Source organism: Actinoplanes solisilvae (assembly GCF_003999975.1).
In the GTDB taxonomy this organism is placed as follows: Bacteria; Actinomycetota; Actinomycetes; order Mycobacteriales; family Micromonosporaceae; genus Actinoplanes; species Actinoplanes solisilvae.
This window is the reverse complement of the sequence record NZ_RJAC01000015.1, coordinates 61,954-83,702: the sequence shown is the minus strand read 5'-3', so window position 1 is coordinate 83,702 and position 21,749 is coordinate 61,954. Positions and strand designations below refer to the sequence as shown.

General features: G+C 70.5%; 24 protein-coding genes and 1 pseudogene. 14 read left to right on the top strand and 11 right to left on the bottom strand.

Annotation, left to right across the window (positions count from 1 at the left end; all coding sequences use genetic code 11):
* Positions 1-32 precede the first annotated feature (32 nt).
* Entirely contained in the window at positions 33-626 is a 594-nt protein-coding gene (locus EER30_RS30580; protein ID WP_127504110.1) for a glycine-rich domain-containing protein, read from the bottom strand.
* A 184-nt stretch (positions 627-810) separates the two neighbouring features.
* On the opposite strand from EER30_RS30580, the gene EER30_RS30575 reads away from it, so the two are divergent.
* Both EER30_RS30575 and EER30_RS30570 read left to right on the top strand, forming a co-directional pair.
* A complete protein-coding gene (locus EER30_RS30575) occupies positions 811-1,119 on the top strand; it encodes a hypothetical protein (RefSeq protein WP_127504109.1) in 309 nt (102 codons plus the stop codon).
* A gap of 20 nt (positions 1,120-1,139) precedes the next feature.
* Complete coding sequence (locus EER30_RS30570; protein ID WP_127504108.1) at positions 1,140-2,093, top strand: zinc metalloprotease; 954 nt, start codon at positions 1,140-1,142, stop codon at positions 2,091-2,093.
* A gap of 48 nt (positions 2,094-2,141) precedes the next feature.
* On the opposite strand, the gene EER30_RS30565 is transcribed toward EER30_RS30570, so the two are convergent.
* Genes EER30_RS30565 through EER30_RS30555 form a run of 3 tightly spaced genes read right to left on the bottom strand, consistent with a single transcriptional unit; the run spans position 2,142 to position 3,897 of the window.
* Entirely contained in the window at positions 2,142-2,687 is a 546-nt protein-coding gene (locus EER30_RS30565) for a hypothetical protein (RefSeq protein WP_127504107.1), read from the bottom strand.
* A gap of 54 nt (positions 2,688-2,741) precedes the next feature.
* Complete coding sequence (locus EER30_RS30560; RefSeq protein ID WP_127504106.1) at positions 2,742-3,371, bottom strand: maleylpyruvate isomerase family mycothiol-dependent enzyme; 630 nt, start codon at positions 3,369-3,371, stop codon at positions 2,742-2,744.
* A gap of 22 nt (positions 3,372-3,393) precedes the next feature.
* A complete protein-coding gene (locus EER30_RS30555; protein WP_205650500.1) occupies positions 3,394-3,897 on the bottom strand; it encodes a ribonuclease FAU-1 family protein in 504 nt (167 codons plus the stop codon).
* A gap of 231 nt (positions 3,898-4,128) precedes the next feature.
* Between EER30_RS30555 and EER30_RS30550 the strand changes: the two genes are divergently transcribed.
* Positions 4,129-4,980: a hypothetical protein gene (locus tag EER30_RS30550; protein ID WP_127504105.1), complete on the top strand. Its 852-nt coding sequence runs from the start codon at positions 4,129-4,131 to the stop codon at positions 4,978-4,980.
* Between the two features lie 41 nt (positions 4,981-5,021).
* Here the strand turns inward: EER30_RS30550 and EER30_RS30545 are convergent, their stop codons facing one another.
* Entirely contained in the window at positions 5,022-5,858 is an 837-nt protein-coding gene (locus tag EER30_RS30545; protein WP_127504104.1) for an NAD(P)/FAD-dependent oxidoreductase, read from the bottom strand.
* Between the two features lie 47 nt (positions 5,859-5,905).
* Between EER30_RS30545 and EER30_RS30540 the strand changes: the two genes are divergently transcribed.
* Positions 5,906-6,496 (top strand): helix-turn-helix domain-containing protein, encoded by a 591-nt coding sequence (locus tag EER30_RS30540; RefSeq protein ID WP_205650499.1) that lies wholly within the window; start codon positions 5,906-5,908, stop codon positions 6,494-6,496.
* Positions 6,497-6,593: 97 nt separating this feature from the next.
* Here the strand turns inward: EER30_RS30540 and EER30_RS30535 are convergent.
* Positions 6,594-7,273: pseudogene (locus tag EER30_RS30535) on the bottom strand (bifunctional DNA primase/polymerase).
* Positions 7,274-7,513: 240 nt separating this feature from the next.
* On the opposite strand from EER30_RS30535, the gene EER30_RS30530 reads away from it, so the two are divergent.
* The 9 genes from EER30_RS30530 (at position 7,514) to EER30_RS30490 (ending at position 16,321) form a co-directional block, all read left to right on the top strand.
* On the top strand, positions 7,514-8,749 hold the full coding sequence (locus EER30_RS30530; RefSeq protein WP_127504103.1) for a helix-turn-helix domain-containing protein: 1,236 nt from the start codon (positions 7,514-7,516) through the stop codon (positions 8,747-8,749).
* Between the two features lie 101 nt (positions 8,750-8,850).
* Positions 8,851-9,378: a flavoprotein gene (locus tag EER30_RS30525; RefSeq protein WP_240670409.1), complete on the top strand. Its 528-nt coding sequence runs from the start codon at positions 8,851-8,853 to the stop codon at positions 9,376-9,378.
* Positions 9,379-9,463: 85 nt separating this feature from the next.
* Entirely contained in the window at positions 9,464-10,285 is an 822-nt protein-coding gene (locus EER30_RS30520) for a Nif3-like dinuclear metal center hexameric protein (protein ID WP_205650510.1), read from the top strand.
* Entirely contained in the window at positions 10,282-11,016 is a 735-nt protein-coding gene (locus EER30_RS30515) for a zinc ribbon domain-containing protein (protein ID WP_127504100.1), read from the top strand. The genes EER30_RS30520 and EER30_RS30515 overlap by 4 nt, the downstream gene beginning before the upstream one ends.
* Positions 11,013-12,143, top strand: a complete 1,131-nt coding sequence (locus tag EER30_RS30510) for a bifunctional RNase H/acid phosphatase (protein WP_127504099.1) — start codon at positions 11,013-11,015, stop codon at positions 12,141-12,143. Before EER30_RS30515 ends, EER30_RS30510 begins: the two co-directional genes overlap by 4 nt.
* Before the next feature lie 162 nt (positions 12,144-12,305).
* The gene (locus tag EER30_RS30505; RefSeq protein WP_127504098.1) at positions 12,306-13,595 is read left to right on the top strand and encodes a glycoside hydrolase family 18 protein; all 1,290 of its coding nucleotides are present in this window, start codon (positions 12,306-12,308) and stop codon (positions 13,593-13,595) included.
* Between the two features lie 197 nt (positions 13,596-13,792).
* Complete coding sequence (locus EER30_RS30500) at positions 13,793-14,020, top strand: DUF3311 domain-containing protein (protein ID WP_127504097.1); 228 nt, start codon at positions 13,793-13,795, stop codon at positions 14,018-14,020.
* A gap of 4 nt (positions 14,021-14,024) precedes the next feature.
* Entirely contained in the window at positions 14,025-15,671 is a 1,647-nt protein-coding gene (mctP, locus tag EER30_RS30495; RefSeq protein ID WP_127504096.1) for a monocarboxylate uptake permease MctP, read from the top strand.
* Between the two features lie 68 nt (positions 15,672-15,739).
* On the top strand, positions 15,740-16,321 hold the full coding sequence (locus EER30_RS30490; protein ID WP_127504095.1) for a class I SAM-dependent methyltransferase: 582 nt from the start codon (positions 15,740-15,742) through the stop codon (positions 16,319-16,321).
* On the opposite strand, the gene EER30_RS30485 is transcribed toward EER30_RS30490, so the two are convergent.
* Entirely contained in the window at positions 16,286-16,690 is a 405-nt protein-coding gene (locus EER30_RS30485) for a VOC family protein (protein WP_127504094.1), read from the bottom strand. The two genes, EER30_RS30490 and EER30_RS30485, sit on opposite strands and share 36 nt — an antisense overlap.
* A 4-nt stretch (positions 16,691-16,694) precedes the next feature.
* Positions 16,695-18,077: an amidophosphoribosyltransferase gene (purF, locus tag EER30_RS30480; RefSeq protein ID WP_127504093.1), complete on the bottom strand. Its 1,383-nt coding sequence runs from the start codon at positions 18,075-18,077 to the stop codon at positions 16,695-16,697.
* Positions 18,078-18,145: 68 nt separating this feature from the next.
* Between purF and EER30_RS30475 the strand changes: the two genes are divergently transcribed.
* On the top strand, positions 18,146-19,291 hold the full coding sequence (locus EER30_RS30475; protein WP_240670399.1) for an MFS transporter: 1,146 nt from the start codon (positions 18,146-18,148) through the stop codon (positions 19,289-19,291).
* On the opposite strand, the gene EER30_RS30470 is transcribed toward EER30_RS30475, so the two are convergent.
* From EER30_RS30470 to EER30_RS30460, 3 genes are read right to left on the bottom strand one after another with little or no spacing between them, the layout of a single operon-like run.
* Entirely contained in the window at positions 19,288-20,142 is an 855-nt protein-coding gene (locus EER30_RS30470; RefSeq protein ID WP_127504091.1) for an aminoglycoside phosphotransferase family protein, read from the bottom strand. The genes EER30_RS30475 and EER30_RS30470 overlap by 4 nt on opposite strands.
* Positions 20,139-20,600 carry a hypothetical protein gene (locus tag EER30_RS30465; RefSeq protein WP_127504090.1) on the bottom strand — a complete coding sequence of 154 codons (462 nt, stop codon included), beginning with the start codon at positions 20,598-20,600 and terminating at the stop codon, positions 20,139-20,141. The genes EER30_RS30470 and EER30_RS30465 overlap by 4 nt, the downstream gene beginning before the upstream one ends.
* Before the next feature lie 31 nt (positions 20,601-20,631).
* Positions 20,632-21,591: a glycoside hydrolase family protein gene (locus EER30_RS30460; RefSeq protein WP_240670398.1), complete on the bottom strand. Its 960-nt coding sequence runs from the start codon at positions 21,589-21,591 to the stop codon at positions 20,632-20,634.
* Positions 21,592-21,749: the final 158 nt, after the last annotated feature.

The window sequence follows — 21,749 nt, the reverse complement described above, 5'->3', positions numbered from 1 at the left end:
AAACCGATCGTCCCACCGCCCTCAAGCGGATTTCAGGGACCACCCCCGCCTCCGAAGCCGGCCGCGTCGGGGGAGGTGGGTGGGGGCGTCTCCTTGCGGCCGCGGTTGCGGACCAGGCGCCCGGTTCCGGTGAGATGCATCAGGCAGAGAGTCCCGGGGAGGTCGTGGCAGACGCCCCGGCCGCCGCAGTCGGCCAGATAGCGGTGGCCGCCGGGGATCGCCAACTGCTGGTCGACGCGGAACAGCAGGGGGAGGGCGCCGGGGCCGCAGTTCTCGTCCTGCCGGGCGAGCCGCAAGGTCTCAGCCAGGCCGGCCGAAGGATGCGCGGTGACCGGCGGGGGCAGGTAGGGCCGGCCGAAGGCCTCGGTGCAGAACGCGGCATAGTCGGCGGTCTGCTGCGACAGCGCGCGCCGGAGCGCGTCGGTGACCTGCGAAGGCATCGCAGTCCTGGCGCGGGGGTGGCGGGCCGCCAGGCGGAACCACTGGCGGGCCGCGGACTCGATCGCGTCCAGGTCGGTGGCGGTCAGGGTGTCGTGCTCGGTGGCGAAGCGCTGCCGCACGGTGGCGGGGAAGCGGTAGGCGTCGATCGCGGCGAGCCGGTGTGTCGTGCGCCGGTTCCAGCTCATGTGGTCAGGGTGGGCCAGGCCGGAGCGGCCGGGCCATCCGGCGTTCGTGGGAAAGGTCGACCCCTCCCGTGTCGGATCACGGACCGAATTGGCTCTCACCAGGGCAGACGCTGACAGGGTGGCGTCTTGAAGCAACTCCGGCGATCGGTCGGAGCTGCCCTTCCACGCTTTGGCGGTCACGGACATGCCCGAGGTCTCCCCGGATCTTTTCCGGCGTTGGTATCGCTCCTTCGAGGAGGACACCGACGATCAGGCTGTCTACCGCCCTGCCGACTTCCCCTTTCCGCCGAGCCGCGCATCGCGTCCCAGCCTCGAGTTCCGGCCGGGCGGCGGCTATGTCGAATATGCCGCGGGGGCAGCCGACCGGGCCACGCCGACCCGGGGGAGCTGGGAGGCCGAGGAGGACGACGCCGTGCGCGTGCGGGCCGGGGCGGGGACGCGCGTGCTGCACATCGTCGCGCACGACGACCAGGTGTTGAGGATCCGCAAATAGGGCGAGGGAGATGAGGACCGATGGACACCGCCGACATGGTTGACCCGCCGGTACGGCGCGGCTGCGGCAGCGAGGACGTGCACCGCCGTCTGTTGAACGAAAGCCTGAACTACCGGCTCAACCGGGCCGCCATCGAGAACCTCGCCTTCGCCTTCGCCACCGGCGAGGAACAGCCCAGCCGGGCCGAGGTGCTGACCATCCCGGTGGTCGTCCACGTCGTGCACGCCACGGATGAGCAGGACGTCTCCGAGGAGCAGATCGACGGCCAGATCGCCGTGCTCAACGAGGACTTCCGGGCGCTGAACGCCGACGTCAAGAACGTGCCGCCGGTGTGGCAGGGGCTGGTCGCGGACGCGCGCATCGAGTTCCGCCGGGCGACCGTCGACCCGGACGGCAACCCGACCACCGGCGTCACCCGTCGGCGGACGACCGCCAGGTCCTTCTCGGACGACGACGCGGTGAAGTTCACGGCCCGGGGCGGCGCCGACGCGTGGCCGGCCGACCGTTACCTCAACATCTGGGTCTGCCGGCTCGGGGGCGGGCTGCTGGGCTATGCCCAATTTCCCGGTGGGCCGGCGGCCACCGACGGCGTCGTCATCACCGACACCGGTTTCGGCACGACGGGCACCGCGGCCGCGCCCTTCAACCTCGGGCGGACCACCACCCACGAGATCGGGCATTGGCTCAACCTCTTCCACATCGGCGGGGACGACGGCACCGGCTGCAGCGGCACCGACTTCGTGGCGGACACGCCCAACCAGGCCGGGCAGAACTTCGGCACGCCCGCCTTCCCGTCGGTGACCTGCAACAACGGGCCCGACGGCGACATGTTCATGAATTACATGGACTACACCGACGACTCGGCGATGTTCATGTTCACCCATGGGCAGATGCTGCGGGTCGAGGCGTGCCTGGCCGGGCCGCGGCAGGGGCTGCTCACCGCGGCCGCCGCCACCACGCCGGCGGACGGCTAGGAAGAACGGCGGGCCGGGCGCGAGGGCGCGCCCGGCCCGGCCGAGGGGTCAGCCGGTGGACTCGGGGGCCGCCGGGGGAGCGGGAACGGGGCCGGCGGGCGGAGGGCCGGCGGGCGGGTCGCCCGCGGGACGCCACCGGCCGCCGGGTGGAAGCTCGCCGAGGTATTCGAGACGGGCCCGGATGCCGCCGTTGCTGCGGCCGAACTCGGCCATCAGGTCGCGCGGGCGAGCGCCGGCCCGGTAGCGCTCGACGAGGCGTTCGTCGTCGCCCGCCGTCCAGCGGGCGCCCTGGTTGGGGTGGCGGTCGCGCCGGTCGGGCGGCGGGCCGGCGGGCGCCGGTGCCGGGGCCGGCTGGGTCATCGCGATGAGCCCGGCCAGGGTCGTTGTGAGCACGTTCGTCAGCGTGGGCAGGTCGGCCGGGGAGAGGCCGCCGCTGATCTCGCTCACCACGTGACCGTCGCCGTCGCTGCTCACGATGCACAGGTCGATGCGGTTGTCGTCGGTCGGGAAGGCGGTCACCTGGTAGTCGATCTCGCCGAGGACGAGACGCCGGTCGAGGGTGATGGGGGATGACTGGAGGGCGGTGTCATTCATGGGGGTGACCTTAGGGTTGCCCTCCGACAGTTTTCGGCGGTGGCGGGCGGGGCCTCACGTGATGCGGGCGGAAAGCTCACGGACTCCCGGACCGTCGATCTCGCCGAGCACGGCGGGCCGCCCGGTCAGCGCCATCATCAGCGCCTCGGCCGGGCCGCTGACCAGCGCGCCGTCCCCGTGGGCCCAGTCGAGATCGGTGGCCTCGAAGCGCAGCCCGGCCACCCGGCGGCGCGGGGTGAAGCCGACCGCTCGCCCGCCGGTCAGGAAGTTCAGCGAGATCCGCAGGTCGTCCAGGGCGAGCCCGTGCGGCAGCCCGAGCGGGCGGCGCATGTCCTGCCCGTGCACCTGCAGGTCGGTGAGCCGGCCGGGATAGCCGACGATCGGCGGCCGGAACGGATCGGTGGCGTGCCGCCGCAGCCCCTCGGCCAGCTCGGCCGGGGGACGCTCGGCGACCCGGGCGGCCAGCAGCGCGTTGGCCCGGTGGACGCGGAACCCGCCGCGGACCAGTGCCGAGAAGGTCGCACCGACCGGGGTGTCGACGGCGGCCAGCAGGTGCCCGGCGACCTGGCGCACGGTCCAGGCGCCGCAGAGGCTCGGGGTGGCGAGCTGGGCCGGGGTCAGCGACTCGATCAGGGCGGCGATGCGGCGCCGCTGCTCGGCGATCGCGCCGCGAATCACGTCCATGCGGTCACCCTAGGGACGAAAGTCAGACCCGGGCGAGCCAGTCGCGGTAATGCGAGGCGAACGGCTCCTCGCCGAGGGTGAGAGCGGTCCGCAGTTCGCCGGCCGCGCCGAGCGCCCCGGCGACGATCCCGGGCGGGTAGCCGAACTCGTCGCGGTGCTGGGCGAACTCGTCCTCGTCGTCCACCTCGACGCGGCCGTCGCGGTAGCGGATCACGTCGATGTCGAGGTCGACCACGGTGATCTCGGCGGGACCGGTCCACCGCGGCGGGCTGATGACGTCGCAGTAGGCGGCGCGCACGTCGGGCTCGGCCAGGAACATGGCCATCCACCACTTGTCGGCGGGCACGAGACGTACGGCGTCGGCTCTGGTGCGGCCCCGGTTGCGGCGGCCGTAGTGGTAGGTGACCAGGGTGCCGCGCGGGGTGGCCAGCCAGGTGCCCCACGCGTCCTCGCCGAGCAGGCGCGCCGTCACCTGGCGGTGCGGCCGCCCGTCGAACTTGCGTAACACCAGATCGACCGCATCCACGCGGCGAGGCTACATCGATCCCGGTCGGCGGACCGCCCCCCGGGCATGCGAGCACCCGGTTCGCAACCGAGAGGTTCCTCAACCCGGCCCCGCGATCACCGATTCCTTGTGGTGCCGGCGGGGAGATCCCCCCGGCGGGCGGGCCCCGTTCGGATTCCCCCCGGCGATCGGGCCCGCCCTGCCGAAGGCGACGGCGCACGGCCGGCCGTCCTGAAACGGGTCGGAGCGCACATGCCGGCGGAATTGCACATCGGCATGGACGCCGAGAAGACCGTCCTGGCCCCGTACGCCCTGAGGCTGCGCACCGGCCGCGCCACCCGGCACCGTTCCGGCTCCGTGACCGAGGTCGTCCCCGCCGAGCCGAGCGGACTCAGCTACGAGGCCCGCGTCGCGACCGCGTCCCGCCTCAGCTTCGTGTTGATCTTCGCCACGGCTGTTCTCTACGCCGTCGGTGTGCCCTGGTGGCTGCCCTTCGCCGTCTCGGCCGCGACCGTGGCCACCGTCTGGCACCGTCAGGCCCGCGCCGCGCGACCCGCCTCGTTCGAGGTGCCCACCGGAGAAGGCGCCCGCACCCTTCGTACGCCCGAGGAACGTGCCGTCTTCAAGCGCGCCGTCGGGGTCTCGCGCCGCATCCGCCGCACCTGGCCCGCACTGCCCGGCATGATCGATCCCGCCGAGGCCGACCGCTCGCTCACCCGGGCCCTCGACGACCTGGGTGCGCTGTTGGCCCGGCGTCAGGAGCTGCGCCGTCTCCGGGTCGAGATCGAGGGCGTACGCCGTCAGGACGTCCCCGACGACAGTCCGGCCGTGCTGGCCCTGGCCGCCCAGCTCGAGCGCGCCGGCGAGCTGTGGCGGGCGACCGGGGAGCAGGCCAACCGCATCCTGCGCAGCCTTGACCGGACCGCGCTGGCCGGCGAGGCGTTCCTGCGCGAGAACCAGATCGGCGAGACCGCCCGGCAGGCCGCGATCGTGCTGGCCGGTCTCACCGAGGAGCCCGCTGTTGAGGCCGGCCCCGAGCTCGCCGACCGTACGGCCGCGGTGATCACGGCGTATCGGGAGCTGGCGGCAACCGGTCAAAGTTGATCACCGGGTTCCGAGAGCCGGCGGCAACAGGTCGAAGTTGATCACGGGGTTTCGGGAGCCGGCGGCAACAGGTCGAAGTTGATCATCGCGCCGGCCATGGTCCCGGCGGCCGCCGAGGTGATCACCTGGGCCATCGGGTCGGCGACGTTGCCGGCCACCCAGACGCCGGGCACCTCGGTGCGCCCGGTCGGGTCGATCGCGGGCACGTGGGTGCCGATCCCCATCGGGTGCTCGACGGCCTTGAGCCCCAGCGTGCCGAGAAACGCGGCGCGAGCCTCGACCCGGGTGGTGACCACCAGATAGTCGCGGGCGACGAGCGTGCCGTCGGTCATCCGTACGCCGTCCGCCTCGACCGCGGCGACCTGGTCGAGCGGCAGCAGGCGCACGTCGGGGCTCCACTGGCTCCAGAGCCGCACCTTGTCGGCGGCTGCGGGGTCGCCCAGATCGCCGAGTACGCCGATCGCCGTGCCGCGCACCTCGTAGCCGTGGCAGTAGGGGCAGTGCAGCACGGTGCGGCCCCAGCGCTCGGCCAGCCCGGGCACGTCGGGCAGCCGGTCGGCCAGGCCGGTGGTGACGAGCAGGCGCCGCCCCCGATGGACCTCGCCCGAGGCCAGCGTGACCTCGAAGCCGGGGACCGCCGAGACGACCTCGCCCTCGATCACCCGCCCGCCGTACCGTTCCACCTCGGCCCGGCCCGCGGCCCGGAACTCCGAGGGGCTCATCCCGTCGCGGGTCAGGAAGTTGTGGATGCCCTCGGCGGGGGCGTTGCGGCCCTCGCCGGAGTCGATCACCAGTACCGAGCGCAACGCCCGTCCCAGGGCCACCGCGCCGCTCAGCCCGGCCGGTCCGCCCCCGATCACCATCACGTCATAGTTCATGAACTCATGGTGGTGCGACTCTGCCAAAAGTGCGTAGCTTCTTTGCTGTGTTGGCAAACGAGGACGTATTGCGGCAGGTCGGCCCACGGCTGCGGGCGCTGCGCCGGGACGCGGGCATCACCCTGACGGCGCTGGCCGAGCTGACCGGCATCTCGGTGAGCACCCTGTCGCGGCTCGAGTCCGGGCAGCGCAAGGCCACCCTCGAGCTGCTGCTGCCGCTGGCCCGGGCCTACCGGGTGCCGCTCGACGAGCTGGTGGGCGCGCCGCCGACCGGGGACCCCCGGGTCTACGCGCGCCCGATCCACCGCTACGGCCAGACGATCCTGCCGCTGACCCGCAACCCCGGCGGCCCGCAGGCGTTCAAGCACATCATCGAGGCCGGGCCGGCGCAGCAGCCGGACCCGAAGACGCACGAGGGCTACGAGTGGCTCTACGTGATGAGCGGCCGGCTGCGGCTGGTGCTCGGCGAGCACGACCTGGTGCTGCCGGCGGGCGAGGCGGCCGAGTTCGACACCCGGGTGCCGCACTGGTTCGGCGGTGCCGAGGGCGGGGCCGTCGAGTTTCTCTCGATCTTCGACAGTCAGGGTGCCCGCATCCACGTACGAGCCCGGCCGCGCAAAGTTCATTTCGATGAGTGACTCGACCGTCACGCTGGATAGGCACTAGGTTGACCACGACATGCGTACGCCGGTCCGAGCCCGTGACCCGTCCAGTCCTTCGGCGGCCGGGCCCTCGTCACGCCCCGCGGCGCGCCGTGGACAACTGCCGGGGCACGATGACCCGAGGCTCGCGAACCGGGCCGAGCGCGTCGGTCAGCAACCCCTGCACGACCTCGGCGTCGGGCAGCCGCCACCGCACCCGTTCCGGCGAGACCGCCCAGCGTACGGGGCCTTCGAGCGTACGACTGGGTGCCGCCGGGATCCACGAGCCGAGCCCGTGCCGCACCACGTCGAGCCGGTGATCCAACTCGGACCGCAGCGGCCGGCCCGGCCGGACCAGGAACATCCAGCGCCCGGTGGCGGTCACCGCGACCGGGCCGCGGGCGTCGGCCTGCTCGACGCCGAGCACTCCGGTGTGGAGCAGGCCGTGCCGAGCGCCCGCAGGCCGAGCGTGGCCGGCACCTCGAGGACGTCGAAGCACCGCCCGGTCACGAGCAGCACGGTGTGCGGCGTGTGCCGCCACCACGCCTGCACCTGGGCGGCGTCGGCGCTCGCGGTCTCCTCCCAGGCCTCCAGGGCCGGGTGGCACGCCATGATCGGGCAGCCCGGACGGCCGCACGCGAAGCGGTGACCGGCCAGGCGCGCACCCGGCGTGACGGCCCATCCGTGCGCGGCGTAACGCAGCGCGGCCCGGCGCAGCCGCGATCGATCGAGGAGCGTGGGCGGTACGAACGGTCGATGGACTGTCCACTGCATGGCTCGATAACCCCCGATCTGGGTGGCCCCGCGCTATATCAGCCCGGTACGCCGTATCCAAGCGCGACACACCTCGTTGGTTCCGGCAGATCCACCCTTTGCAAGTTGCCAGAAAAACTACGAGCATCGGTGAGCAGGCGATCACACACGCTGTGCGACGTGCGCGGTCGTGTTGGGTTCAGACTGCAGATGACACAAGAGCTCGTCGGCGGGGGTCGTCGATGAGCTGGGGGAGGCACCGTGGACGAGCTGCCGATCGGCCGCCGCGTCGCCTATTGGCGCGGTCGACGCAAAATGTCCCAGCAGGTCTTCGCTGACCGGCTGGGAAAGTCCAAGAGCTGGGTCGACAAGGTGGAGCGGGGAGTCCGCCGGCTCGACAAGTTCTCCGTCGTCTACGAGATCGCCGATGTACTGCAGGTCGACGTCCAGCTTCTGCTGGGCAAGGACGTGGAGCGCCGGCCCGAGACACAGAACTGTATCGACCAGGTCGAGGTGGAGGAGATCCGCGCCGCCCTGGAGCGATACGACCAGATGAGCGCGTTCTTCCAGGCGGTGCCGCATTCGCCGCCGATCGCCGAGATGCGCAAGGCGGTCAGTCACGCGTGGCTGACCTTCCAGCATGCGAAGTACGGCGTGCTCGCCCGTACGCTGCCCAAACTGCTGCGCGACGCCCAGGCGGCCGACAGTGCCTATGCCACCGGCGCCGAGAGTAAAGAGGCGGCCCACCTGCTGGGCCAGGTCTACCAGATCGCGTCGTCCGCGCTGCGTAAGGTCGGCGAGCACGAGCTGTCGTGGCTGGCGGCCGACCGCTCGATCGCCGTCTCCCAGCGGGCCGGTGACCGTCTGCTGGCCGGGCTGGCCAGCTATCGGGTGGGCAGCGCGCTGCGGGCACTCGGCCGGGTGCGGCCCTCGCTCGAGGTCAACGTCAACATCGCCAACCGGCTCGCGTCCGGTTACGCGGACGACCCCGAACGCAAGGAGGAGCGCCTCTCGGTCTACGGGATGCTGCTGCTGAACGGGGCGATGGCCGCGGCCCGCATCGGCGACAGTGCGACCGTACGAGACCTGCTCTGCGGCGCCGAACAGGCGTCCCTCGAGCTGGGTGGCGACTTCAACCACTACTGGACCAGCTTCGGCCCGACCAACGTGGCGCTGCACCGCTGCGCGACCGCGGTCGAGCTGGGCGACGGCCGCATGGCGGTCGAGACGCACGAGAACCTCGACGTGGTCGGCTTCAACGCGATGCTGCCCGAGCGCCGGGCGCACCACTACCTGGACATCGCCCGCGGCTACACGCAGATCGGCAACGTCGAGAAGGCCAGCGAGATGCTGCTCGAGGGCGACCGGCTCGCCCCGAGCGAGATCCGTTGCCGCCCGCTCGCGCACGAGGTTCTTTCCGACGTGCTCCGCCGGACGCGGGGCACTCCGCCGGCTCCGATAGCGGAACTGGCCGAGCAGATGGGAGTCGGTGTATGAGCGGGTTTTCGAACCGGTCTCGAGTGCGGACGGGAGGGTAGCGCGTGACGACCGGTAACTCCGCTCCCGGCGTGCTGTACGTCCTGGTCTGCGGTTCACCCATGGCGCGCGACGTCGGCATCCTGGTCGGTCTCGCCCAGCAGGAGGGCTGGGACGTCTGCGTGATCACGACGCCCGACGGGCGCAAGTTCGTCGACGTGGCCGCCCTCCAGCAGCAGACCGGCCACCCGGTTCGCACCTATTACAAGGGCCCGGGCGACCCCGACGTGCTGCCCGGCGCCGACGCGATGATCGTCGCGCCGGCCACGGTCAACACCGTCAACAAGTGGGCCGCTGGCATCACCGACACCCTGGTTCTCGGCCTGCTGGTCGAGGGCTACGGCTACGGCGTGCCCACGGCCGTCGTGCCGTACACGAACAAGGTCATGGCTCTGCACCCCGCGCTGCACGACAGCCTCGCGAAGCTAAAGGACTGGGGCGTGCACGTTCTCTACGGCGAGGACGTCTGCCGGCTCGGCAATCCGGGACAGACCGACCGGTTTCGCAGCCAGTTCCCGTGGCGGCGTGCCCTGCAGGCCGTCACCAACCCGGTGACGATGAGCAGCGGCAGCCGGGTGGAACCCGCGTAGGCCCCTGTCCTGGCGATTCGAGGGCTCCGGCCCGATAGAGTTGGCGGCCGTGACCGACTCTGCCGCAGCACCGACCGTCCTCGACGTGGTGAGCGCCCTCGACCGGCGCTATCCGCGCGACTGGGCGGAGTCGTGGGACCGGGTCGGGCTGGTGCTCGGCGACTTCGAGCACTCGGTCCGCCGCATCCTCTGCGTCGTCGACTGCGTGCCCGAGACGGTCGACCAGGCGCTCGAGGTGCGGGCCGACCTGATCGTGGCCCACCACCCGCTGCTGCTCAAGCCGGTCTCGTCGATCGCGCCCGACACCTTCAAGGGCCGCATCGTGCACCGGTTGATCCGGAGTGACGTCGCCCTCTACGTCGCGCACACAAATGCCGACGTGGCGAACCCCGGCGTGTCCGACGCGCTCGCCGCCCGCCTGCGCCTGCGCGACCTGCGGCCCCTGGTGCCGGCCGTGGGTGCCGCCGCGGGCGAGGGCCGAGGCCTGGGCCGCGTCGGCGAGCTCGACGAGCCGATGAACCTGGCCGAGTTCACCGGCTACGCGGCCACCCTGCTGCCCACCACCTCGGCCGGGGTGCGGGCGGCCGGCGACCCCGCCAAGATCTTGCGTACGATCGCCGTCTGCGGCGGCGCGGGCGACAGCTTCCTCGCCGACGCGACCCGGGCGGGTGTCGACGCGTACCTTTGTGCCGATCTTCGCCACCACCCCGCGAGCGAGCACCTCGCCGAGAACGGACCCGCGCTGGTCGACGTCGCGCACTGGGCGACCGAGCGCCCGTGGCTCGACGACGTCGCCGCCTGGCTGCGCGAGACGTTCGGCGCCGAAACCATCGTGTCTGATGTGGACACCGACCCCTGGACCGTGCACGCCAGGGACGTACCCGAAAAGAAGGAGCCCCTGCTGTGAAGGCCTCGCCGGAAGCCCAGCGCCGCTTGCTCGACCTGCAAGCCGTCGACACCGCCCTGGCGCAGCTCGCGCACCGGCGTAAATCGCTGCCCGAGCTCGCCGAGATCGACGCCGTCGCGCGGGAGATCTCCGGGCTCGAGGACGAGCGGGTCCGGGCGCAGGTCGCGGTGGACGACCTCGACCGCGACATCACCCGTTTCGAGAAAGACATCGAGCAGGTACGGGTCCGCAAGGACCGTGACCAGAAGAGGCTCGACGCCGGCGGCGCCCTGCGCGAGATCGAAGGCCTGCAGCACGAGCTGGCCACCCTCAACCGGCGGCAGTCCGAGCTCGAGGACGCCGAGCTCGAACTGATGGAGCAGAAGGAGTCGGCCGAGGCCGCCCTGACCGAGGTGCAGGGCCGGATGGCCGCGGCCACCGAACGGCGCGAGGCGGCCGAGCGGCGGCGCGACGAGGCGCTGGCCGACATCGCCAAGGAGCAGGAGTTCAAGACCTCCTCCCGGGGTCCGCTCTCGGCCGACCTGCCGGCCGATCTCGTCACCCTCTACGACAAGATCCGGCTCGACTCGGGGCTGGGCGCCGCGCTGTTCCAGTCCGGGCGCTGCGGCGGCTGCCGCATCGAGCTCTACGGCGCCGACCTCAACCGGGTGCGGTCGGCCGCCCCCGACGAGGTGGTTCGCTGCGAGGAGTGCCGCCGCATCATGGTCCGTACGAAAGAATCGGGCCTGTGAGAGTTCTCGTCGAGGCCGACGGCGGGTCCCGGGGCAACCCCGGACCGGCCGGGTACGGCTCGGTGGTGCGCGACGCCGACGGCGAGATCCTGCTTGAGCGGTACGGCTCCCTCGGCGTGACCACCAACAACGTCGCCGAATACACGGGGCTGATCGAGGGGCTCAAGGCCGCGATCGAGCTCGGCGCCACCGAGGTCGGTGTGCGCATGGACTCCAAGCTCGTGGTCGAGCAGATGTCGGGCCGCTGGCAGATCAAGAACGCGGGGCTGCGTCCGCTCGCCGCCGAGGCCGCCCAGCTGGTCGCCCGGGTCGGCAAGGTGACCTTCGAGTGGATCCCGCGCGAGCGCAACAAGGCGGCCGACGCGCTGGCCAACCGGGCGATGGACGAGGCCGCGGGCAAACCGGTGGCCGATCGCATCGAGCCCGAGGTCACCGCGGCGCCGGCTTCTTCCGGGTCGGCCTTCTCCGCCGCCTCGGCGCCGCGCTCGTGGGCGCCGCCGTCGCTCGACGACGCGACCCGGCTCATCCTCGTGCGCCACGGTGAGACGATCTTCACCCAGCAGGGCCGTTACTCGGGCCGCGGCGACGTCGCGCTCTCCGACCAGGGCCAGGCGCAGGCGATGGCCGCGGGCGGCCGGGTGGCCGGGATCGCGCGCGACGTGACAGCCATCGTCAGCTCACCGTTGAGCCGCTGCGTGCGTACGGCTGAGTTGATCTCGGCCGAGGTGGGCGGCGTGCCGGTGACGGTCGTCGACGACCTGATCGAGGTCGACTTCGGGGTGTGGGAGGGGCTGACCTTCGCCGAGGTGCAGGAGGGCTGGCCGCGCGAGATGCAGGCGTGGCTCGACTCGACCAGCGTCGCGCCTCCGGGGGGCGAGTCGTTCCAGGCGGCCTCGAAGCGGGTACGCGGCGCGATGGCGACGATCCTCCAGTCGTACGCGGGTGGGGTCGTTGTCGTGGTCTCGCACGTGTCGCCGATCAAGTTGATCCTGCGTGACGCGCTGGCCGCCTCCGACGCGTTCCTGCACCGCCTGTTCCTCGACGCGGCGGGAATCTCCACGATGGACGTGTGGCCGGACGGAAATCTGGCGGTGCGTTCGGTGAACGAAACGGCCCATTTACGCTAGTCGCATCGATTGAGGGTTATTCAGGCTTCGGTGGAGCGAGGACTTGACCTTATCGACGAGCTAGCCTGAATAATCCTCATTCTCCTGGTTGCCTTGCCGGGGCGAGACGTTTAGCTTCCTCAATTAGGAAACTTTCTTCAACGTTTCGCCCCTGGAGGGCTCATGCGCGTTCGGACCCGACGTCTCGTCGCCGCGGCCGCTACCGCCGTGGTCGCGCTGACCGTCACCGCGATACCTTCCTCGCCCGCTCAGGCCGGTGCCAAGAAATACGTCAAGGTCGGATATTTCACGCAGTGGGGCATCTACGGCCGCGACTTCCAGCTGGCCAAAGTGCAGCAGTCGGGTGCCGCGTCCCGGCTCACCCACATCAACTACGCGTTCGGCCCGGTCACCGCCGACGGCGTCTGCGCCTCGGCCGACCCGTGGGCCGACTGGCAGACCCCCTTCTCGGCCGAGCTCAGCGTCGACGGCGTCGCCGACGTGGCCGGCCAGCCGATCAGCGGCAACCTCAACCAGATCGCCGAGCTCAAAGCCAAGAACCCTCGTCTGCGCGTGCTCATCTCGCTGGGTGGCTGGACCGGCTCGAAATACTTCTCCGACGCGGCCCTGACCGACGCCTCCCGCAAGAAGCTCGTCGCGTCCTGCGTCGACCTGTGGATCAAGGGCAACCTGCCCGGCCTGCCCGCGGGCGTCGCCGCCGGCGTGCTGGACGGCATCGACCTCGACTGGGAGTGGCCCGGCTCGTCCGGCGAGGTCGGCAACATCATCCGGCCCGAGGACAAGCGGAACTTCACGCTGCTGACGGCCGAGTTCCGGGCCCAGCTCGACAAGCTCTCCCGCACCACCAAGAAGCGGTACGACCTGACGGCGTTCCTGCCCGCCGCGCCCGCGAAGGTCGACGCCGGCTTCGAAGGCAAGATCTTCCGCTACCTGGACTTCGCCACGGTCCAGGGCTACGACTTCCACGGCTCGTGGGAGAACCGGGCCAACCAGCAGTCGGCCCTGCGCGTGCCGGCCGGCGCCCCCGACAACCCCGACTTCTCCTCCGAGGTCGCGATCAACAAGTGGTTGTCGGTCGGGGCTCCGCGGCAGAAGCTGGTGCTAGGCATGCCCTACTACAGCCAGGGCTGGACCGGCATCACCAGCGGCGGCAACGGCCTCTTCGCCACCGCCACCGGCCCGGCGCCGGGCAAGTTCGCCGCCGGCACCGAGGACTACAAGACGGTGAAGAACCTGCCCGGCTTCAAGGTCCACCGCGATCTGAAGTCCGGCCACGCGTGGCTCTTCGACGGCACGACGTTCTGGACCTACGACGACCCGGCCGTGCTTCTGCAGAAGTCGTTGTGGATCCGCTCGAAGGGCCTCGGCGGAGCCATGATGTGGTCCCTCGACGGCGACGACGCCAACGCCTCCCTGACCAAGGCCGTCGCGACCGGCCTCTGGACACCCTGATCGCCGAGGGCGACGCGCCGTCCGGACCGCCGCCGGCGGCGCGCCACCCAGGGCCTGCCTGGCTGTTTGCGAGGAGCCATCGATGGGCGCCGTTCGGCGCAGCGTGTCGCCCGTTCGGCGCACGATGATCGCTTGGAGGGCTGATCGCTCGTTAGCGTGACTGTGACCGTCTCCACAGTTACCAGGAGGTGCGGCTGATGGCGGACCCCGAATCGCCGAAAGCAGTGCCCGTAGCCCGCAGCGATCGCAGCCCGTGGAACTGGCTGCTTCTGATCCCCATCGTCCTGCCGGTGCTGACGCCCCTGTTCAATCACGACTCGCCGCGGTTGTGGGGTTTCCCCGCGTTCTACTGGCTGCAGTTCCTGTTCATTCTCGTCGGCGTGGTGACCACCACGATCGTCTTTCGCATGACGAGAAAGCGGTGACGGCATGAGTGAACACATCACCGAGATCGTGGTCTTCACGCTGCTGTTCCTGCTGGTCAGCGGCATGGGATTCGTCGCCGCGCGGTGGCGGGCGCCCAAGGACATGGAGCACCTCGACGAGTGGGGCCTGGGTGGCCGCAGCTTCGGCGGGTGGATCACCTGGTTCCTCGTCGGCGGTGACCTCTACACGGCGTACACGTTCGTCGCCGTACCCGCGCTGATCTTCGGCGCCGGCGCGGCCGGGTTCTTCGCCGTGCCGTACACGATCGTCATCTATCCGCTCTTCTTCCTGATCCTGATCCGGCTCTGGTCGGTGTCACACCGGCACGGATTTGTGACACCGGCCGACTTCGTCCGTTCCCGGTTCGACTCGCCCACGCTGGCGCTGCTGATCGCCATCACCGGCATCGTCGCGACCATGCCGTACATCGCCCTGCAGCTCATCGGCATCGAAGCGGTGCTCAAGACGATGGGGGTGACCGGCGAGAGCGTGCTCGCGCGTCACGCGCCGATCATCATCGCGTTCGCGATCCTCGCCGCGTACACCTATCAATCGGGTCTGCGGGCGCCCGCGCTGATCGCCTTCGTCAAGGACACGCTGATCTACATCGTGATCCTGGTGGCCGTCATCTACCTGCCCTACAAGCTGGGCGGCTGGGGCAGCATCTTCGACGCGGCCGAGGCGAAGTTCAACGCGTCACCGAACCCGAACGACGGCATCACGCTCAACGCCAACAACCAGATCCAATACATCACCCTCGCGCTGGGCTCGGCGCTCGCGCTGTTCCTCTACCCGCACAGCATCACCGGCGTACTGGCCAGCAAGAACCGCAATGTGATCAAGCGGAACATGTCGGCCCTGCCGGCCTACAGTTTCCTGCTCGGTCTGCTGGCGCTGCTCGGGTACGCGGCCATCGCGTCGGGCGTGAAGCCGCTGCCGGGTGCTCGTGAGGGCACCGTCGACAGCAACACGGTCGTACCGCTGCTCTTCGACATGCAGTTCCCGGCGTGGTTCGCGGGCGTCGCCTTCGCCGCGATCGGCATCGGGGCGCTCGTCCCGGCCGCGATCATGTCGATCGCCGCGGCCAACCTGTTCACCCGCAACATCTACAAGGAGTATCTGCGCAAGGACGCGTCGCCGGCCCAGGAGGCCAAGGTCTCCAAGGTGACGTCGCTGGTCGTGAAGGTCGGCGCGGTCGCCTGCATCGTCTTCCTCGATCCGCAGTTCTCGATCGACCTGCAGCTCATCGGCGGCATCATCATCCTGCAGACGGCGCCCGCGGTGGCGCTCGGCCTGTTCACCCGCTGGCTGCACCGCGACGGGCTGATCGTCGGCTGGGTCGTCGGGATGAGCCTGTCGATGTGGATGCTGTGGCAGATCCCGAACGCGGCTACGGGCAAGGCCCACTTCGGTGGTTCGGCGTTCCCGCTCTCCGAGTTCGGCTTCGACACGTCCCGCACGATCTACGTCGGCTTCATCACCGTGATCGTGAACCTGCTGGTCGCGGCGGTGGTAACCCTGATCCTGCGGGCGCTGAAGACACCGGAGGGCGTCGACGGCACCACCCAGGACGACTACTTCGCCGACGAGGGTGACCCGAGAATCGACAAGGACGTGGCGGTCGCGACCGACCGTCCGTCCTCGACCTGACCCGCTCCCGGGTCCAGGAAAGGCGCCGCGCCCCCGCCAGGGCGCGGCGTCTTTGCTTAGATGCCCCGGTGACTCGTGACTGGCTCCGATGGCACGACGAGTACGAGGTGCCGGGCTCGTCCCTGGCCCGACGGCTGGAGGTGGTGCGAGGTCACCTGCGCCCGCTGCTCGACCGTCCCCGCCGGGTGATCAGCATGTGCGCGGGCGACGGGCGTGACGTGCTGCCGCTGCTGCCTGACGGGTCGCGGGCCGTGCTGGTCGAGGCCGACCCGGTGCTGGCCCAGCGCGCTCGGGACGCGGCCGGCGACGGCGTCACGGTGCTGACCGGCGACGCGGGCACAACCGACCCCTACGCTGCGGTGGCGCCCGCCGAGGTTCTGCTCGCCTGCGGCGTTTTCGGCAACATCCCGTACGAGGACACGCGCCGGACGATCGCGTCGCTGCCGAGCCTGCTGGCCCCCGGCGGCACGGTGATCTGGACGAGGGCCGGCGACTCCGACGTACGGGAGCTGTTCGGCCTGAACGGTTTCGACGAGCTCGCTTTCGTGGCCCCGGCCGACGCGCGCTTCCGGGTCGGGGTGCACCGGCTGAGCCGCGAACCCGACCCGTACGCCTCAGGGGTCCGGCTGTTCCGCTTCGTCGACGTATAGGCAGAACGGATGCCCGGCGGGGTCGAGCAGAACCCGTACGGTGGGCTGGGGTTGAAAGTCGGCGATCGTCGCGCCGACACCCACCGCGTGGGCCACCGCCTCGTCGAGATCGTCGACCTCGATCTCCAGGTGCATCGACATCTGAGGCTGACCAGGCTCGGCCGGCCACACGGGGCGTACGTATTGGGGCTCGGTCTGAAATCCGAGGTTGTAGCCCGCGTCCTCGGACGGCGCGACCGCCCCGCCGAGGCCGTTGTCGGCGGGGAAGAACTGCCAGTCGAGCAGCCGTGCATAGAAACGCCCCAGCTCAGGACCGTCGGGCGCGTCCAGCGTGACGCCCCACCATCGTTTGTGCCTGCGCAGCGGCATCGGGTCACTCCAGGCCGGGAATCGGCACGGGATAGTCGCCGGTCATGCAAGCTGTGCAGAAACCGCCCGGCTCGGGGGTGATCGCGGTCAGCATGTTGTCGAGGTCGAGGTAGGCCAGCGAGTCGGCGCCGAGGTGGTCGCGGATCTGCTCGATCGTCATGGTGGCGGCGACGAGCTTGCTGCGGTCCGAGGTGTCCAGGCCGTAGAAGCAGGACCAGCGGTACGGCGCCGACAGCACACGCAGGTGGATCTCGGCCGCGCCGGCGTTGCGCAGCAGCTTCATCGTGCTGCGGAGCGTGGTCGCGCGCACGATCGAGTCTTCGACGACGACGAGCCGCTTTCCGGCGACGTTGTCCTCGATCGCGTTGAATTTGATGCGTACGGCGTTGTCGCGCAGCTGTTGCGTCGGGGCGATGAACGTACGGCCGATGTAGCGGTTCTTGATGAGCCCGTCGCCGTATTCGATGCCCGACTCGGCCGCGTACCCCTGAGCGCCGGGCACCGACGAGTCGGGGATCGGCATGACCATGTCGGCGTCCACGGGCGCCTGCCGGGCGAGGGCCGCACCCATCCGGCGGCGGGCGGCGTGCACCCCGATGCCGCCGAGCTTGCCGTCGGGCCGGGCGATGTAGACGAACTCGAAGGAGCAGAGGGCCTTGCGCTGCGGCGGGGCGAACTGTGAGCTGTGCACGCCCTCGTCGTCGATCACCACCAGCTCGCCCGGGTCGATCTCGCGGATGACTTCGGCGCCGACCACGTCGAGAGCCGGGGTCTCGGAGGCGAGCACCCAGCCGCCGGTGTCGGTGCGGCCCAGGAACAGAGGCCGGAACCCGTTCGGGTCACGCGCGCCGATCAGCCGGTCCTCGTCCATGAAGACCAGCGAGTACGCACCCCGCAGGCGCGGCAGCACGTCGGTGATCGCGCCGATCAGGTCGGCGCCGCCGGTCACCGCTCGGGCGACCAGCGCGGCGATGACGTCACTGTCGCTGCCGAGATCGGCGTCAAGGTCGGATGCGCCGGCCAACTCGGTCGTGTTGACCAGGTTGCCGTTGTGCCCGAGGGCGAAGAAGAGATCACCCGCGTGCCGGGCGACGGGCTGCGCGTTGTGCCAGGCGCTGGCCCCGGTCGTCGCATAGCGGGTGTGCCCGATCGCCAGCCCGCCCGGCAACGCCCGCAACCGATGCTCGTCGAAGATCGTGGAGACCAGCCCCATGTCCTTGTCGACCATGATTTTGGTGCCGTCGCCGGCCGCGATGCCGGCCGATTCCTGCCCGCGATGCTGCAACGCGAACAGGCCTAGATAGGTCAGGTGAGCCGCGGGCTGCCGCGGGTCTCGAACGCCGAAGACGCCACAGGCTTCTTTCGGACCATCGTGTCCATCTGCCACCGGCCCGACTATATGGACGAATCCCACCCACGGCAAACAGCGGAGAGTCGTCGATCACGGTCATGAATGTGATCAGTACCGATGTGTTCAACCTGCGGCGGGCGCGGGTCGCCACCTCGGCGATCTTCGCGGCTCACGGGGCGGTGACGGGGACGTTCGCCGCGCGGGTGCCGTGGGTGGCCGATCATGTCGGGGTCGGGCCGGGTGGGCTCGGGGTGGCGTTGCTCATGCCGGGCGTGGGGGCGTTGCTGGCGATGCCGGTGTCCGGGCGGCTCGTGCACCGGTTCGACCTGCGCCATCTCGTACGGGTCCTGATGCTGGGCTGGGTCGGGGCGTTGCTGCTGCCCGCGCTGCCCACCTCGCTGTGGCTGCTCTGCCTGACGCTCGTCGTCTACGGCGCGACGGCGGGGCTGGCCGACGTGGCCATGAACGCGCACGCGGTGCTGGTCGAGGAACGCTACGGTCGTTCGGTCATGTCCGGCTTCCACGGATGGTGGAGCGTCGGCGGGCTGGGCGGCTCGGCCGTGGCCGCGTTCGCCGCGAACCAGGGCCTGGGCGCGCCGGCCCACTTCGCGATCACGGTCGTCGTGCTGGCCGCCGTCGTCCTCAGCGCGGCGGCCGGGATCGTGCCGCACCGGCCCGAACCGACGCTGGAGGAGCCGCCCGCGTTCGCGCTGCCCTCGAAGGCGGTACTGCCGATCGGCCTGATCGGACTGTGCGCGGTCTTCGCCGAGGGGGCCAGCCTCGACTGGGCCGCCGTCTATGTGCGCGACCTGCTCGGTCATCCCGCCGCCACGGCCGCCGCGACCGTCGCGATCTTCTCGGTCTGCTTGGCCGTGACCCGCTTCGCCGGCGACTGGGTCGTAGGGAAGCTCGGTCCGGTGACCACCGTACGCATCGGCGGGGCGCTGGCCACTCTCGGCGCGTTGACGGTCGTGCTGTTGGAGCCGATCGCGCTGGTCATCGCCGGGTTCGGCCTGCTCGGTGTCGGGGTCGCGGTGGTCGTCCCGCTGGTCTTCGCGGCGGCCGGGCGCAGCAGCGAACATCCGGGACGTGCCATTGCCGGAGTGGCCGGCATCGCGTACGGAAGCGGTCTTGTCGCTCCGGGGATCGTCGGCGGCATCGCGCATGTGTCGTCGCTGACGGTGTCGTTCACGGTGATCATCGGACTGATGGTGATGATGACGCTGGGTGCGACGGTGCTGGGCCGCTAACCAAGTCTCGGTTCGAGCAGGCGCGCCACGTCGAGCGCCCGCGTGCGTGCCTCGCCCGACGCCTCGACCGTCCACAGCTCGGAGAGCACGCCCATCACGAATCCCCAGGCCACGACGCGGTCGATCGGCTCGTGCTCGGCCAGCCGCTCGATCCGGCCGGGGACGAGCGCGAGCAGCGACGGATCCCGCCGCTCCGGATCGGGGTTGTAGAGCATCGCCCCGCCGTCGTATCCCGGATCGCCGACCAGCCCGTGGGGGTCGATCGCGAGCCATTCGGAGCGGGTCGCCCGCAGCACATTTCCGTGGTGCAGGTCGCCGTGCAGGACTGTCTCCCGCGGCGCGCTGTCGCACAGGTCGTCGAACAGTTCGGCCGCCCGATCGACCATCCGCCGGGGGATCGGCCCGCCCTGATACCGCTCGAAACCCCCGCGCAGGCTGCGCAAATGCGGAAGTGCGGCGGTGGGATCCGCGCGATGCAAACGGCGACCGACATCCACCAGGACGTCCTCATCGGTGACCGTCAACGGCGTTCCCGGGTCGGCCCGCTCGACGAGGAAGGCCCCTTGCTCCGGGTCAGAAGCCAGCAGCCGTACGGCTCCCCGCCCGTCGAAGACCCGCAGGGCTTCCACCTCGGCGTCGAGATGCCCGTCGGCCACCCCGAGCTTGAGCACCGCCGTCGACCCGTCGGCCCGTTCCACCTCGGCGACCCAGTGGAACGTCATCGGGTACGTCGTCAGAACCCGCAGACCCCACGCGGCGGCGATCTCCTCGACCAGCGAGGGCAGCGACGCGAGCCACCGCTCACCGCGCTCACCCCAGTTCTCCAGGACGTTGCGGGTCAGCGTCCTCATCGTGCGCGGGCGTCCCGGCGCACGCCGGCGACCTGGCCGCGCAACTGGACCACGAACTCGAACGCCGCCATCCGCATCGCGAGGACCCGGGTCGGGTGCGGATGGCCGTCGCGGGTGAGCTGGGCCAGCCACCGTTTCCGAAGCCGGCTGCGGCCGACGGTCACCGCAAGCGCGAAACCCGCCAGGCCCGCGGCCTTGGCTGCCTGGCGCTTGTCGAGTGGCGGCCTCGGGATGCCCTCGGACACCAACCGGGGATTCTCACCGACGCCCACCACCGTCGCTGGGCGGGTCTGCTCCGCTCGCCGGTAGGCATCGAGAACGACCACCCCCGACACCGCGAGCGCGCCGGCGCGTACGAGCCGTCGCCGGGCCGGAGTCAACTCGCCGGCTGCGATCCACACGCCGCTGAGCGTCGCGTTCAGGGCGGCAACAGCGACGGCACGCACATAGGGAGCCATACCTCGACCGTAACGCCGGCGGGCAACGAGGTCAGGCGCCTCGGGCGACGCAGATCCGCGCGTTCAGCCGCGGCCCGGCCTCGTAGAACATGTACGGCACCCCGCCGTCGGTGCCGAACGAGGGCGCCGCTGTCCGCCCGTTGTCGCTCGCCACGGGGGAGTGGAAGACCCCCAGGTGGTTCTCCCGGTCGAACCCGTTGCCCACCTCGGTGATCCGCATCTTCCCGTCGTTGCCGTGATAGGCCACGTACGTCGTCCCGTCGCGCGACACCAGTGAGGGCCCCGAGATGTCGGTCAGTCCGTCCGGCTCGGGGTTGACCAGCGGGGTCTGGCTGAACTGCCACTGGTCCCACCCGTTGGGCGACCAGCCGTGATAGATGCGCCGTCGGCCCGCCAGCACTCCCATGTAGACCATCGTGAATCGATTGCCCCGTCCCGGCAGAGCATGCTCGAAGACCCGGGCGTACGACGTCTCGGTCAGCCCCGGCACGAGCCGTGTGCTCAGGATCGGCGTTTCGTCGGTGAAGGTCAGCCCGTCCTTCGATCGCGCCACCCGGGTCGTGGTGTTCTCCCCGTGGTAGTAGAGGAAGAACTGCCTGGTTGTGTAGTCCCAGGTGACGTGCGGCGACGACACGTGCGACACGGTGCCGCCGCCCGGCAGGACATTGTCGATCACCGGGTTGGCCGGCCCCTCGGTGAACGGCCCGGCCAGCGAGTTGGCCCAGGCCACGCAGATCCCGCCGGGCTTCTCATGAGGCGCGTAGTAGAGGTAGTAGCGCCCCCGCGCCCCGCTGATCTTGTCGTAGACGCCGCGGATGCACGGGAAGATGAACTCGCCGGTCGGGTTGTAGCGCAGCGGCAGCGTGAGCGCGTCGCGCAGATAGGTGTAGGTGGGCATTCCCCCAGGTCCGGCCGCACGTGCGACCCCCTGAGCACCGAGCCCGGCCGTCGCGCCGGCCAGAGCCGCACCAAGCAACGTTCGTCGATTCATGAGCCGAAGTTTCGTCATGGTTAACCGCTGCGGTCAAGGTGCTAATACCTATTAGTACAGGCACTTTGCTTGACGCCCGCGCCGAGGGTGCCCCACGATCGGTTCACGTTTGTTAATGCGTATTAGCGGCGTAACAGAGGGGACTTACGACGTGCCGT

Bases quoted from the DNA above. Each gene is read 5' to 3' on its own strand.
- EER30_RS30580 (WP_127504110.1), bottom strand. From the start codon at position 626: ATGAGCTGGAACCGGCGCACGACACACCGGCTCGCCGCGATCGACGCC.
- EER30_RS30575 (WP_127504109.1), top strand. From the start codon at position 811: ATGCCCGAGGTCTCCCCGGATCTTTTCCGGCGTTGGTATCGCTCCTTC.
- EER30_RS30570 (WP_127504108.1), top strand. From the start codon at position 1,140: ATGGACACCGCCGACATGGTTGACCCGCCGGTACGGCGCGGCTGCGGC.
- EER30_RS30565 (WP_127504107.1), bottom strand. From the start codon at position 2,687: ATGAATGACACCGCCCTCCAGTCATCCCCCATCACCCTCGACCGGCGT.
- EER30_RS30560 (WP_127504106.1), bottom strand. From the start codon at position 3,371: ATGGACGTGATTCGCGGCGCGATCGCCGAGCAGCGGCGCCGCATCGCC.
- EER30_RS30550 (WP_127504105.1), top strand. From the start codon at position 4,129: ATGCCGGCGGAATTGCACATCGGCATGGACGCCGAGAAGACCGTCCTG.
- EER30_RS30545 (WP_127504104.1), bottom strand. From the start codon at position 5,858: ATGAACTATGACGTGATGGTGATCGGGGGCGGACCGGCCGGGCTGAGC.
- EER30_RS30525 (WP_240670409.1), top strand. From the start codon at position 8,851: ATGGCGCGCGACGTCGGCATCCTGGTCGGTCTCGCCCAGCAGGAGGGC.
- EER30_RS30505 (WP_127504098.1), top strand. From the start codon at position 12,306: ATGCGCGTTCGGACCCGACGTCTCGTCGCCGCGGCCGCTACCGCCGTG.
- EER30_RS30500 (WP_127504097.1), top strand. From the start codon at position 13,793: ATGGCGGACCCCGAATCGCCGAAAGCAGTGCCCGTAGCCCGCAGCGAT.
- mctP (WP_127504096.1), top strand. From the start codon at position 14,025: ATGAGTGAACACATCACCGAGATCGTGGTCTTCACGCTGCTGTTCCTG.
- EER30_RS30485 (WP_127504094.1), bottom strand. From the start codon at position 16,690: ATGCCGCTGCGCAGGCACAAACGATGGTGGGGCGTCACGCTGGACGCG.
- EER30_RS30470 (WP_127504091.1), bottom strand. From the start codon at position 20,142: ATGAGGACGCTGACCCGCAACGTCCTGGAGAACTGGGGTGAGCGCGGT.
- EER30_RS30465 (WP_127504090.1), bottom strand. From the start codon at position 20,600: ATGGCTCCCTATGTGCGTGCCGTCGCTGTTGCCGCCCTGAACGCGACG.
- EER30_RS30460 (WP_240670398.1), bottom strand. From the start codon at position 21,591: ATGAATCGACGAACGTTGCTTGGTGCGGCTCTGGCCGGCGCGACGGCC.